We start from the raw sequence: 12,850 nt of genomic DNA, 5'->3' as shown, positions 1-12,850 counted from the left end.
CTTTAAATACTTTAGTTCCATTTTTGGTTTCATAAGAACGAATACCTTCAAATGCACCGTAGCCATAATGAAGCGTTTGACTGTACAAATCGGTTGTAGATTCGTTAGCCTTTACAAATTTTCCGTCCAAAAAAAGGACTGTTTCGTTGTTTGAATACATATTTATTTTTTTTATTGAGTTGATAATTGATTTTTGGGAATAAAAAAAGCCTTTCCCGAAATGAGAAAGGCTTACAATTTGGCATAAAGCAGCATCTCTCACGGTGGCGAGCTAATAATAATGCTGATAATAATAGTGTTGTTATATGATTTCATTTTGTTTTTTTAGTTTAATGTCAATAAAAAAAGCCTCCTGATTTCTCGGGAGGCTTTCAAATATATCTTTTAGATTATATCAAAATTATTCCTCCCGGTATGTGAAATCACCCCGCAATAATAATAATAATAATAATGAATGTACATTTTTTTTTCTGTTTTCAAGTGCAAATATAGCTAGTAATTTTTAAACCACAATTTTTTTTATGCTTTTTTTAATGTGAAGTTTCTATGTGCTGGATACGTTGGAAAAAATAGCACATTGTAAGGTGGGTGTTAGTTGATCTGATGTCACTTACAAAATGCGAAGTATTAACAGATTTATTTTTATTTTATTTAATTCCATATCTATTTTTATATGTCTTTATGATTCAAACGATTAATTGACACTTATGTCTTTTTAAGTGTTAATAAGACATTTCAACAAAAATCAAATGTGCCAAATTTGGGTTGGCTAAAATTTTTCCGTGCCAGTGTTTGTCTTTAAGATATTTCTGTTATGTCTTGTTAAATTGCGCTTCTATTGAACCAAATGCTGTAAGTTTGGGTCATTCTTAATGCGTTCAATTTCGTTTTTAACAACATTCAGGATGTCTGATTTTATCTGCTTGTAATTACTCTCAATTTCCTGCTTCATTTTATCCTCGCCCTGCTCATTTACAAAAGACAAGATTTGCGGTATCTTTTGATAGGCTTCGGTTTCGGTAGCTACCTTTTCATTATCTACTACTATTTCAGCGTGAAATATCTTTTGCTCGATACGTTCATCGAAGTTATCCGATACAGAACCGACAAACATACCTTGTGTCAATGTTGAGATTTTGGATGCAGGTATCAGACTATCCAATTGCGTAGAAATAGAAGTTGATTTATCATTTCGGTTAATGGTCAAACTCTGGCGTTTTTGCAATACTTTTCCGAACCGTTCCGAAAGGCTTTTTGCCGTTTCGCCAACAACCTGACCACTAAAAATATTACCTACAGTATTTTGGATAACTTTAGCTTCCTTGTCTCCGTAATCCCGTATCAATTGAGAGAAATCCTGAAAGCCCAGACAAACTGCTACTTTATTGCTACGGGCGGTTGCAATAAGGTTATCCAGCCCTCTGAAGTAGATTGTTGGCAACTCATCTATGATAACCGAACTTTTTAATTGCCTTTTTTTGTTGATGAGCTTTACAATTCTGGAATTGTACAATCCCAATGCTGCGGAGTAGATGTTTTGTCGGTCGGGATTGTTTCCTACACAAAGTTTTTTGGTTCTTTTGGATTGTTGATGTCTAAAGAAAAATCATCGCCTGTCATTACCCAGTACAATTGTGGAGAGATCATTCTTGACAACGGAATTTTAGCCGATGCTATTTGTCCTTGCAACTGGTCTTGTGCGCCACTTTGCCACGCATCCATAAAGGGCGATAGGTAGTTTTCTAAATCAGGATATGATGTCAAAATAGTAAATACGTCCGAATACTTTTTGTTCAGTAATTCAATAGCGTGAGGAAATGTACAATACTTGCCATCCTCATAGATTTTCAGATACCAAATAATAGCAGCCAAAAGAATAATTGGGCTTTCCACGAAAAAATCCCCTTGCTTTTGTATCCACGACCTGTTGAGGTTTAGCATTATGGTATATGCTGCTTCGTAAGCATCTGAAATGTCCGTCATAAAGTCGGGATTGAGTGGATTGCAACGGTGGCTCTTACGTGGGTCGTCAAAGTTAATGACGTAAAATTTGGGCTGAACTTTGTACTTATCCCGATGCTTTAGTAAATGATTGTAGGCAATGGTTGAAAGGTCATCAAACTTGAAATCGTAGATGTACATACTGAAGCCTTTCTCTATCTGTTGCTTGATGTAATTGTTTACGATTGCATACGATTTTCCGGAACCCGGAGTACCCAACACGATTGATGCCCTGAAAGGATTTACGATGTTTATCCAACCGTTGTTCCATTTTCCTTTGTAGTAAAATTTGGTGGGTAGGTTAACGGAATATTCATTTTCCATCAGCTTTGTTTCTTGCTGAAAGCTCTCGTTCTCATTATTAAAAACATCATCCATTAGGTTAGTACGGAGCAATCGCTCATCCATACGCCTGCCATCAACAAGGCGATATACCCTAATGAGATAGTAAGGATATACAGAAATGTGCCTATTACCGGGGATAGCTTTAACAACGGTGTGTTCAGGAAGAATAGCACAAAGCCAACACCCAAAGCCACATAAATTTTAGACCAGGTTATCTTCTCATTCTTTACGCCCTTTGTTCCTAAGTAAAACCACGAAAATTATAAAAAGTATACAGCCGAAATTCATTGACTTTAAAAATAATCCTTCTTTGGATTTCACTATTGGCTTAATTTTACGCAAGGGGAATCCACAATTGGGGCAAGCGGTTGCTTGATCTGAAACATTATGGTTACACTCTTTACATGAAATCAGCATAAGGCAAGGCTTTAATTATTACTCTTTTTCTTTTTTAAATAGATCCATATTGATGTTCCAATTCTTTTTCTCCTCTTCGCTCATTCCTAAAAAGTAATGATTAAATACGAAATAAGCCCCTATTAAACCAAATACAAAATAGATGATATTTTGAATAATTACAGGAATTTCCAAAAAAGCTAAAGACAATAAGCTTATCAATAAAAAAATAATAATTAAAAAAATAAAAGGTTTTACCTTCATGGTATAAAATTATATTAACTTCTTTTGAGAATACTAAATATAATAAAAAACTAGATATAGACTCCTTTTTTTAACAATTGAAAACGAAAAAAAGTTATATTTGAGTAACCTTTTCTGGTGGATCATTTTGTTTAAGTGTAATTTCTTGATCAAAGAATTCATTGAGATCAAAACTGTTTTGACGAAGAAATTTTAAATATTGTACCATTATATGTGAATCCATACGGCTATCCATATAAGCAATAGTCTTATGGTGACATCCAATGTTTTCAGAAATCAGTTTTTGAGTCAGTTTTTTCTCTTTTCTAAACTTGTTAATTTTCATATGAAAAAAATTATTTTAATCATATACGTTTTAATAATCCATTTAGTTAAAAGCTATTCGCAAACACAGGACACCATATTTTTAAAAAATGACAAAGAATTTCTTAATAGTATACAATTTAGCGAAAATACAAACTTTTATAATGAGTTATCATTAAATAATTATAAAAATAAATTTACTTATTTAAATAATATAACATTATTAAATATCGAGTATAATGATGTTACCTATTTTTATGTGAAAAAATCTAGAGTATAAATGGATCCCCAAAATAATAGGTCTTTCTACCTACTATTTTCCAATGTTTGAATCTAAATTAATCCAATACGGTTTACCCAACGAACTAAAATATTTAGCTATTGTAGAATCGAATCTTAACCCTCGTGCCATATCGCATGCCGGAGCTAAAGGTATTTGGCAATTTATGCCAGCCACTGGTAAACAATACGGGTTATACCATAACCAATATGTTGATTTTGTATTATGACCCCGTAGCTTCCACCGATGCAGCAGCCCGATATTTAAAAGAATTATACACGAAATTTGGAGACTGGAATTTAGCAATCTCCGCTTAAATTGTGGACCAGGGCGAATTGATGCTTTAATTAGAAAACACAAATCAAGGAACTATTGGAAATTAAGACCATATATGCCAAGGGAAACTCAAGCATACGTACCTACATTTATAGCTATTAATTACATTTTCAATTTCTACAAGGAACATAAAATGAAACCTATGTATTTTAAGTATTCCTTTTTGATTTTCAGATTATAAGAAACGAAAAACCACAATCAATAAAAAAGGACGAACTATTTAAATTTGCAAATCCACACATACTAAATAACTACATTGCCAAGAATGTATATTATTACAAAATAAAAGAGCGGTAAATTCGCTCTTTTATTTTAATAATTATTTTGTGTACGTTTTCACATAGTTGAATGGATACTCAACTTCATGACCGTTTACAAAATTAAATGTGAAACTGTTTGAACCATAATTTTGATTTAATAATCCCAATTCGAAAGAAGATAGCATCTCCGTTCCTTGGAAATGGTAGTAGATGTGTTTAAAATTGGTTTATTTTCGGTAATTGTAAAATCAAATGGTTGCGCACTTACCACCACAACCTGTACTTTATTTACAGAATATGAACTACCATCGGTTGTCTCGTAGTAAATTTTACCATTAGAGTGTTCGGGTGCTCGGTTGATTAAATTATTTACAAATACATAAGGCTGACCGTTTGATTCGATCGTATAAAAATCTTTTTTTGTATCTACTCTATGTTCCGGTAAAGAAAATATTGCGGTTGTTCGCCCATAGTTATTCGGAGTTAAGGTGATGTCATCATTCAATTGATAAACAAAATTTCCGTTTACCGTACTACCATTTACTTTTACAATTCCATCGAAATCAATATTCATAGTAACCGATTGCACATCGATACCAGGATAAAAAGTAAAATCTACTGGGATTTCATTTTTATCTGTTGAAACAAAAGAACTTTGAATTTGTATTGAAGAAATGTTATTTTCTTGTAGTACAAAATTATCATCTTCATTACATGAAGTAAGCGCGAAAGCGACTGAAATAAAATAAAATTAGCTTTTTCATAAACAATTATTTTAATTTAAAGATCCGTTTAAATAGACATTGATATTATAATTTTTAGTTTTCTCGTTCCCATTACTACTAACTAGTTTAAAAGTTACTGTACCAGAACCCCATATTGTTGAAGATTGAGCAACAAAATTCGCATCTAATATGACGTAATTTGAACCTTCTTCCAATATATAATGACCTTGCCAATTTGTATCCAATGGATCGGTATTTTGATTTCCATTAGAACTTCCCCCATAATATTTAAGAAGGGTATTAGGTGTTCGAATACATTCTAAATAAAATGTTTCGTCTGGGTCATATTTTGTAGGTTTATTTTTATGTATTTATCAGTTCTTCCACCAGTTCTAGTAAAATGATAAGGACTAGAATTCCAATTACCTACTACATAAAACTCTAATAAATCACTGGTATTTGTAGCTACAGAAGAACTAGTTCCCCACGTAAAATTTGCATCGAAAACTTTATATTTTAAATCAGCTATTAAGCCTTTAGTTAACTCAATATTTTGCTGATCAATTGCAATAACATTTATAGGCTGCACCCCATAACTATCTGGTTTATATTTAATAGTAAAAACACCAGATTCATAAGGGATAATCGTAGAATTGGTAATTGGAATTCCATTTACAGATAAAATAGCGTTTGTTTGAAATTTCACACCTGTAATGGTATTTGTACTTACTAAATTCTCCACTTTGATTAAAGTGGTTTCCCGCTGATCATAAGGGACAACATTATTAGGAAAAGGATTAAGCTGATTATCCAAAAGACTCAATTCAAAATCTAGTTCTTGATTCGAAACACCAAACGATTTTGTCTGACTTGTTTCATAACCTTGACTGTTTTTCATAGTTACAGTAAGCGTTTGAGCAGAACTATTGTTGTTAGAATTAAAAATTAATGTCAACTTACCATCGGTAAGTTCTTCATAATTTAACCAGGTATCTTTTGTAAGTAACACTCCCCCGTTATTAACTTGTGCATCCATCAAAGAGAATTTAAATTTATAATCAGGATTAGGATTTTCAATATCACCTGATATTATAGGATGTATAGATACATCTAGGGGAATATTATTGACCAGATTACTTTCCCCAGTTATAACAATATCAAAAGGGAATTTATAATCAGAATTTCCATTAATGATATTCTCTTCATCATTAGCGCAGCTTATCATTAACATACAGCATAAAAACAATTTAAAAATCTTATTCATAGCTTAAAAATTTATTGGATTATTCAAATTCTATATTCATTTTTTAAAAATTAATCTTTACTCCGACTTGTCCAAAAAGAAGTTCTTTATCAATGGTAGATTGAAATACATTTTGATATTTGAATCCACCAGTTAATGAGAAAGCGGGAAACACAACCAATTCTAATTCAACTCCGCCATACGCTCCGAAATTGTTACTATTATAAACAGGTAAAACATCTTGAATAATTCCAAAATTTTTTAATTTTTCGTTACTATACAAACCACCTAGATAAAGCTGTACATAAAACGGGTGTGGAATAACCTTTTCTAACGAATATGTTCCTGCGATTCCAATTCTTTTACTCTCGAAATTACCCTGATATCGTTCAACACCATAAAATGATACATTATAGTCTTGTTTTAAAAGATCTAAGTCAGCTCGTAAACCTAAAAACTTATTGCCAATAAGCTTCTGAACATTCAGATTGTAGTTTGTTCCCTTGTTTACAAAGCCGTAATTCAATCCTAAACTGTACTGCCCAGCATAATGCGATTGGGCGAAGGTAGAGGAATATAAAAGTCCGAAAAGGAATAAAAGTGTCTTTCTCATAATTCAATATTTTAATTGTAATTCCGGGCGTTATCTATCAATGAAGAGATAATTTTAAAATTTAAATTTCGATCTCCATTTTTTTCAGTTAATTCAAAAAGCAATTGTTTATCATCACCTACAGAAAATTTATCGAACATAAAAACGATGTCATTTTTCCCTTTGGAATCACTTTACTATCTGGAGTTAGATTTACAATATTCACATCTATTGTTTGTTCACTGGTAGCTATACCCTTATCATTGGTGATATAAAACTTATATGCGTTTACATCATAATTAATATTACTGTTATTGTCGATTCGCATTAAAATGTAAATCTTGTTATGATTCACGTAAACACCTTTTAAAATGAGCTTTATATTCTTATAAGATGTGATGTTTCGGTTTTTGATATAACCCGATTCTTTTAATAGCCTTTGGCTTATGGTTTCATTATTATTTGATTTATTTGGGCTTGGCACTTGACTAACCGATGTATTTTTGATTTGTCTCATCAACCTTTAAAATGAGTTCTTGCGGATCATTATCGTATTGAAGCAAAAAATTATAGGTTTTATTATCAACTGTTTTTACAAAAAGGTTTGTTTCTTGAACATTTGGCTCTAAAAACTGAATAAACAAAATATCATCTACTTGTCTAATTCCTATTTTATCGTGAATAGAAACTGAATTTTGATAAAAATCTACTTTAGCAGGAAACTGAACGGTGATAAACTTATCCGTTGATGCTTTCAATGTTCTTAGTTGTGCATTAGTATTTATTGCTAATCCCAACATCAATAGTGTAATTAATAACTTCATCATTTCTGAATTAATAATACTTTTTGATTATCTATAAATTTTACCGAACGTTCTTTTACTTTATTTGAAACCACACTTCCTACTACATTACCTGCTTTTCCTAATATTCCTCCACGCCTTGCAACATGATCAACGGCAGTATTTCTTCCTTGTTTTAAAGTTTCATCCATAGAAATAGGAATTCCCTTTAAGCCATCATTACTGTAAACCATTAAGTTAATTGGAATGATAGATCCATTTATATTCGCTGTTTCAATGACAATCTCAGCACGGTATTGATTGAATCGTACAATGCCAAAAAGAGAAGTGTTCCGTGGTATCTTAGTTCCATTAACTACGCCTTCTTCATTGGTTTGAAACCGTAAGGTTTGTCCATTTTTCACTTCTTGTGTTCCTCTTACCACTGCTTTTATGGTACTGTTACCTACCTGTTTTCCTTTTTCAAATAAATCTTTTTTGATTGTTGAACGGTACTCACATTATTCACGTAGGTTTCAGTTGTTTGCACAGTTGTTCGCTGTTCAATTTGCTGAACCCGGTTCTCTATATATTCGTTCTTATTTGCGGAAGAATAGCCTATATTATTATTCACTGGTTCTTCAACCTGCCACATAGATGAGTTCCCGTATCTATTGTAATTAGATGGTTGAGCCGGTGTGGTATTATCTACTTTTTGATGAATAGGTTCATAATTTGAACCGACACTACTGCCCGATTTTGTCTGGTTGAAATAATCCATATTATCTTCAATATCATCTGTTTTTTTTCTTGCAAAAAACTGGGTCATTCTTTGGTTTGGATCTCCTTTAACGGTATCAAATTTCTGTAATGCTTGTAATCTATTTTCATATTGTTCTTTCTCTTCAGACAATGGGATATCTATTGAATTTACTTCTTTATTTGCAGTATCTTTTCCTGATACAAAAGAGAAACCAACCCCAATAACACCTATGGAAACAATACCAAAAATGGCATAAACAATATACTTCCGTTTATCTTCTTCACTTAAGTTTCTAATATCCCAATTCATCTATTCCATTTCTTTAAGCTGTTCAACATCTTGAATTAAAACCTTATTTTCTTCTACATAATCAACTATCAAAAGCCCATAAGGGTTGTAAGGATAATTGATTGAAACATCAATCATAGATAGTTTAATTTCTATGTTTTATACTTGTTTTTGTCCTGTATTGATTATCTGAATTTGTGAAAGAAAACGAAGCGTATATTTCCCATTTTCTTCCACCCATTTCATCGTTTCAGGAAGTACTTTTGCGTGTTGAATGATGTTATACTGAAGTAATTGATTGTAATATCCTGCGTTTTCTTTGTTCTTAAAGATTCGAATCACGTTGTTATCTAACAACCATGCTAATTTTTCTTTTTTGTCTTTGTAATTAAAAGCATCAATATCGTAGGCATAATTGACAAATAAATCTGCATTTGCCATTACTTGACGGATTCGATCTTTCTTTTCATCAATTAAAGTAAGTGGAAGCATTTGCCCTTTGCTATCAATGGCATACACGTGGTTCCGACTATGTAGATAGGTTTGGTAACTGAAATATGCAGATGATACTACAGAAAGCACTGTAATAATAGCCATTGCGTAAATAGCTGCATTATTTCTTTTGAGTTTGTTAAATATATTTTCTCCTACTTTCATACTAATTGAATAAATTTTCTACCAATCGTTTGGTAGCTGCAAATAATTTAATTTTCAAGAAAAATGATATGCCCAGTCCTGCTATATACATCAATAATCTTTTCGTTAAATTGGAAGGATCATCAGGGTTGATGCTTTGAATTTGTGATGTATGTGTCATTACTAAATTTGACAAATGAAATATGGCCATATACGGTATAGGCAATATTAAAATTCCTACATACTTTTTAATCCAACGGTAAAAAAAATCTTTTGTACCGTCGAGCTGAGAAAAGACAATCGCTAGTGGAAAAACGAATCTCATAATTTGAATTAGAAATACTCGCTCTATCAAATAGAGAATCCGTAAACCAAATTATCTAACACCCATAAAAAGCAATAAATCGCATAAAAGATTACAATAATACAATTCGCGACGAACGAATCAATAAAGACATTTAAGCAATCAAACCCAGAACAGCCATCCTGAAGCATTTGGAGTTCTAACATAGCATTGGTAAATACTTCTGTATTGAAAGGAACTGTTTTAGTTGTTATAGAATCATCGATTTGAGAGAATATATTTTCAATCATATCAATAATCCAATCGGCAGAAATAATAATCATACCAGCTCCTAAAACTTCCATAAAGCCTCCCAATCTAGGCTCTTCATGATCCATAGTCTGAAAGTACTTACCTAAGTATTTAAATCCTAATAAGGCAATTGCAAACGCTTTAAAACCTGTAATGGTATAGTTTAAATGTTCTCACTTTCTATTGATTGTCTTATACTATTGATAAAAGAAAAATCAAATGCCTCCATCTACAGATTTTTAAGAATGTATAGCTTGGTTTTTATTTTTCTTGCGTTTGATGATATACTTGATTTTCTTTTTCCAACATATCAATTCGTTCGTTCCTTATCGGTCATATTAAAAAATCCTGACGAAGTAATTTTATTAATCATCTTCGCTGAATTATTAATTGCAGTGAGTGAATTGGAAACAGAATTTATTGTTGCCTTAGCTGTAGAAGCATTTTTAATATTTTTTGCCAACTTCTCAACCTGTTGCGCACTTTTGATAGCTTCTTGTTGCCGATCGATCATATCAGATATGAGTTGTAACTGACCGACGTACGAATTAACTTTTTCAATTTTCTGAACGTTGGTTTTTACCAATTCATAATTATCCATTGATACTTGCAGGCTTTTCAGCCCATCAGCGATTTGTTCCCCCAACAAAATATCTGTAGCAGGTGCTTCTGTAACGGTAATCATTTGTGCATTACTACTAATTCCTACTAATAATGCAACGAGTAAAAAATTCTTTTCATAGCTTATTTTTTACATAATTCATTAACTAATCATTTTTGCAATGGCTTTTTCCATATCGCCACACTCTTCGTAATAGTTCATTAGCTGCTGATTCTTATTACCTTCGGTTTGGTATGCCCAAAATACTTCAGGTGGTGTTTCCAATCGATAAACGCCGTGTACATTTCCACGCATGATAAACACTTCAGAATACGGTTGTTCAGCAGAAAAATTACTTTGTATAGATACTAATTCGTTGTAAGCATGCTCGGACAAATGAAAACGCCTTTGAATTTCCCGATAATCCTTAGCATTCAACACGTATAACATTTGTGTATTTTCTATAATGGAACGAGCTGTTGTATTTTCAGGTAATTGGGTTATAGATTGTAACACAATTCCAATAGCAGAATTTTGTTTTCGTACGGCTTGAAAGAAATATTCCACCTTATTCAGAACCCCTTCAAACTTTAATTGCTTAGCAAATTCATCGAAAAATATATAACCTCTTGTAGATTTATCCTTCCAAATAATGTCCTCAATGGTAATTCCGATCAACTGAAGCATAATTGTAAGTAGCAACTCATTATCTTTAATTTCGTCTAATTCAAAAACAATAATTCGTTTATCCATTAAAGACTGGATAATTGTATTTTCATCTTCCCGATAGAGAAAAATCATACAATCCGTTTTTTCTGAAATCAGACAATAAGAACAAGAACTCTCGTAAATCAAAATACTCCGTATCAATCTCTAGATCAAACAACAATTTATCCTTAGATTTTTCTACAAAATCAATAAAGTCTAAAAAAGAGAAGTACGAATCCCCATCTTTCTGTTTTGATAGATAATAATGCTCAATGATTTTTTTAAGAGCGGTACTCTCTTTTTGGCTAGCTACTTTATCTCTTCTATAATGCGTTTGAACGAATAGCGTTAATTCTTCTACTTTTTTGGAAGTAATTTCCCCTTGTATTAAAAAGGGGTTTATACCTAAACTTTGACCTTCTTGATAAGTGATATACGCTGTATCGGGATAAAGAGCTGAAAGCTTTTTATAAGATCCACCTAAATCTATAATTACTGTTTTACTGTTATTTTGCTCATTAAAATTTCTAAAAAATATGATTTGCCAAGAAAGATTTACCATATCCCGTAGGCGCAACCACAAAGAAATTCCGGGCATTCATGTACTTCTTTTCTTCGTCCCAAGTATCGATACGCACAGGAATATTTGAATTAAAGCGAGAATTAAATAAAATTCCTTCGTCATCATTCTTATAATTGGTTGTATTATTAAACAATGAAACCGCTAAATTTAAATTTGCCCTATAGGTTTGTTTATTGGAAAAATACTGCGAGAATAAAGGAAATGAGTAATTAAAAGTCGCATTCAGATAATTGGAAATAGGCAAATAGGCTTTAATATCCAATTCTCTACACTTCTGAATAATTTGATTAGAGCGTACTTTTAAATCTTCAATATTCCCTGCAATGGCTATAATATTATTATGACCACGAATGATTTGAACATGATCTCTTTCATTAATTACATCTTCAATAATTATTTTGGTTTGATCAAATCCGATTTTATTTTCGTTGGAAAACTTCTGTGATTTTTCAAGTTGTTCATTTCGTTTTTCTAAATCCCGAGTATGTTTTTTACTATCATCTATAAAATAATTTGATTGTAAACGTGATCGAAATTGAGATCAAACCCAAATATGTCACCGTTACTTTGAAAGAATTTATAATTAGCGGTAGAAAAGTCTTGCATGGATCAGCTATATAGCTCCCATGTCTATTAATGTTTCTAAAGTTCCTGCTGACAACATTCCTTATATTATGATTCTTGTAGGCACAGGAATGTTTTTTGGGAATATTTTAGGAGGTAAACTTTCTGACAGCATCTCTCCCACAAAAGCAGCTATTATTTGTGTTTGTCGTCTATGGTAGTATGTCTGATTATAGTTTATTTTACAGCTCATATCAACATAATGGCTTATATCATGGCTTTTATAACCGGACTGGTAGCCTTTACGATTGGTTCTCCTTTGCAAATGATGCTGATCAGAAATGCTCAGGGAGCAGAAACCCTCGCAGCCTCTGCCGGGCAGGCAAGTTTTAACATAGGAAACACTTTGGGAGCTTATTTAGGCGGAATCCCGATTATTATAGGATACTCGTATAATACTTCTGTTTTGATGGGTGCCGGAATGGCAATGACAGGTGCTTTATTATCGTTTGTATTTCTCAAGAAATTCAATATTCTCAAAAAATGTAGAAATATTAAATCAAATGTGTAAAAAATACCATTCAA

At 32.1% G+C, this 12,850-nt stretch carries 20 protein-coding genes and 2 pseudogenes; 5 read left to right on the top strand and 17 right to left on the bottom strand.

Features of this window, described 5'->3' with window-relative positions; genetic code table 11:
- Nucleotides 1-835 precede the first annotated feature (835 nt).
- The 3 genes and pseudogenes from mobC to QW060_RS26920 all read right to left on the bottom strand — a co-directional run.
- A pseudogene (mobC, locus tag QW060_RS26930) lies at nt 836-2,591 on the bottom strand (conjugal transfer protein MobC); the annotation flags it as partial.
- Nucleotides 2,592-2,781: 190 nt separating this feature from the next.
- Nucleotides 2,782-3,006: a hypothetical protein gene (locus QW060_RS26925; protein ID WP_290365595.1), complete on the bottom strand. Its 225-nt coding sequence runs from the start codon at nt 3,004-3,006 to the stop codon at nt 2,782-2,784.
- A 94-nt stretch (nt 3,007-3,100) separates the two neighbouring features.
- The gene (locus QW060_RS26920) at nt 3,101-3,331 is read right to left on the bottom strand and encodes a hypothetical protein (RefSeq protein WP_290365319.1); all 231 of its coding nucleotides are present in this window, start codon (nt 3,329-3,331) and stop codon (nt 3,101-3,103) included.
- Nucleotides 3,332-3,689: 358 nt separating this feature from the next.
- Here QW060_RS26920 and QW060_RS28835 point away from each other — a divergent pair, with 358 nt between their 5' ends.
- The 3 genes from QW060_RS28835 (at nt 3,690) to QW060_RS26910 (ending at nt 4,106) form a co-directional block, all read left to right on the top strand.
- A complete protein-coding gene (locus QW060_RS28835) occupies nt 3,690-3,818 on the top strand; it encodes a transglycosylase SLT domain-containing protein (RefSeq protein WP_397386150.1) in 129 nt (42 codons plus the stop codon).
- Entirely contained in the window at nt 3,799-3,906 is a 108-nt protein-coding gene (locus QW060_RS28830) for a transglycosylase SLT domain-containing protein (RefSeq protein ID WP_397386149.1), read from the top strand. Before QW060_RS28835 ends, QW060_RS28830 begins: the two co-directional genes overlap by 20 nt.
- A 74-nt stretch (nt 3,907-3,980) precedes the next feature.
- Nucleotides 3,981-4,106, top strand: coding sequence for a hypothetical protein (locus tag QW060_RS26910; protein WP_290365593.1), 126 nt, complete (start codon nt 3,981-3,983; stop codon nt 4,104-4,106).
- A gap of 233 nt (nt 4,107-4,339) precedes the next feature.
- Here QW060_RS26910 and QW060_RS26905 read toward each other — a convergent pair whose 3' ends face one another.
- From QW060_RS26905 to QW060_RS26840, 14 genes and pseudogenes are all read right to left on the bottom strand, one after another.
- Entirely contained in the window at nt 4,340-4,759 is a 420-nt protein-coding gene (locus QW060_RS26905) for a hypothetical protein (RefSeq protein ID WP_290365592.1), read from the bottom strand.
- 470 nt (nt 4,760-5,229) lie between these two features.
- Nucleotides 5,230-6,174 (bottom strand): hypothetical protein, encoded by a 945-nt coding sequence (locus QW060_RS26900; protein WP_290365591.1) that lies wholly within the window; start codon nt 6,172-6,174, stop codon nt 5,230-5,232.
- Between the two features lie 43 nt (nt 6,175-6,217).
- On the bottom strand, nt 6,218-6,766 hold the full coding sequence (locus QW060_RS26895; RefSeq protein WP_290365316.1) for a hypothetical protein: 549 nt from the start codon (nt 6,764-6,766) through the stop codon (nt 6,218-6,220).
- Nucleotides 6,767-6,777: 11 nt separating this feature from the next.
- Nucleotides 6,778-7,262: pseudogene (locus QW060_RS26890) on the bottom strand (DUF4138 domain-containing protein).
- Nucleotides 7,234-7,503: a hypothetical protein gene (locus tag QW060_RS26885; protein WP_290365589.1), complete on the bottom strand. Its 270-nt coding sequence runs from the start codon at nt 7,501-7,503 to the stop codon at nt 7,234-7,236. The pseudogene QW060_RS26890 and the gene QW060_RS26885 overlap by 29 nt, the downstream one beginning before the upstream one ends.
- A 65-nt stretch (nt 7,504-7,568) precedes the next feature.
- Nucleotides 7,569-7,973: a conjugative transposon protein TraM gene (gene traM, locus QW060_RS26880; RefSeq protein ID WP_290365588.1), complete on the bottom strand. Its 405-nt coding sequence runs from the start codon at nt 7,971-7,973 to the stop codon at nt 7,569-7,571.
- Between the two features lie 20 nt (nt 7,974-7,993).
- Complete coding sequence (locus QW060_RS26875) at nt 7,994-8,599, bottom strand: hypothetical protein (protein WP_290365587.1); 606 nt, start codon at nt 8,597-8,599, stop codon at nt 7,994-7,996.
- A 138-nt stretch (nt 8,600-8,737) separates the two neighbouring features.
- Nucleotides 8,738-9,235: a hypothetical protein gene (locus QW060_RS26870; protein ID WP_290365586.1), complete on the bottom strand. Its 498-nt coding sequence runs from the start codon at nt 9,233-9,235 to the stop codon at nt 8,738-8,740.
- Between the two features lies 1 nt (nt 9,236).
- On the bottom strand, nt 9,237-9,539 hold the full coding sequence (locus tag QW060_RS26865; protein ID WP_290365585.1) for a hypothetical protein: 303 nt from the start codon (nt 9,537-9,539) through the stop codon (nt 9,237-9,239).
- A gap of 26 nt (nt 9,540-9,565) precedes the next feature.
- Nucleotides 9,566-9,895 (bottom strand): hypothetical protein, encoded by a 330-nt coding sequence (locus tag QW060_RS26860; RefSeq protein WP_290365584.1) that lies wholly within the window; start codon nt 9,893-9,895, stop codon nt 9,566-9,568.
- Nucleotides 9,896-10,119: 224 nt separating this feature from the next.
- A complete protein-coding gene (locus QW060_RS26855) occupies nt 10,120-10,494 on the bottom strand; it encodes a hypothetical protein (RefSeq protein WP_290365583.1) in 375 nt (124 codons plus the stop codon).
- A 78-nt stretch (nt 10,495-10,572) separates the two neighbouring features.
- The gene (locus QW060_RS26850; RefSeq protein WP_290365582.1) at nt 10,573-11,211 is read right to left on the bottom strand and encodes a TraG/VirB4 family ATPase; all 639 of its coding nucleotides are present in this window, start codon (nt 11,209-11,211) and stop codon (nt 10,573-10,575) included.
- Nucleotides 11,186-11,716, bottom strand: a complete 531-nt coding sequence (locus QW060_RS26845) for a TraG/VirB4 family ATPase (protein WP_290365581.1) — start codon at nt 11,714-11,716, stop codon at nt 11,186-11,188. The genes QW060_RS26850 and QW060_RS26845 overlap by 26 nt, the downstream gene beginning before the upstream one ends.
- A complete protein-coding gene (locus QW060_RS26840) occupies nt 11,646-11,963 on the bottom strand; it encodes a hypothetical protein (protein ID WP_290365580.1) in 318 nt (105 codons plus the stop codon). The genes QW060_RS26845 and QW060_RS26840 overlap by 71 nt, the downstream gene beginning before the upstream one ends.
- Nucleotides 11,964-12,327: 364 nt before the next feature.
- Between QW060_RS26840 and QW060_RS26835 the strand changes: the two genes are divergently transcribed.
- The gene (locus tag QW060_RS26835; RefSeq protein WP_290365579.1) at nt 12,328-12,486 is read left to right on the top strand and encodes a hypothetical protein; all 159 of its coding nucleotides are present in this window, start codon (nt 12,328-12,330) and stop codon (nt 12,484-12,486) included.
- Nucleotides 12,465-12,836, top strand: a complete 372-nt coding sequence (locus QW060_RS26830; protein ID WP_290365578.1) for an MFS transporter — start codon at nt 12,465-12,467, stop codon at nt 12,834-12,836. The genes QW060_RS26835 and QW060_RS26830 overlap by 22 nt, the downstream gene beginning before the upstream one ends.
- The last annotated feature ends 14 nt before the right edge of the window (nt 12,837-12,850 follow it).

This window comes from Paenimyroides ceti, assembly GCF_030409925.1.
Note: the sequence above shows the minus strand (reverse complement) of the source record. Positions and strands in the feature narration are given on the sequence as shown.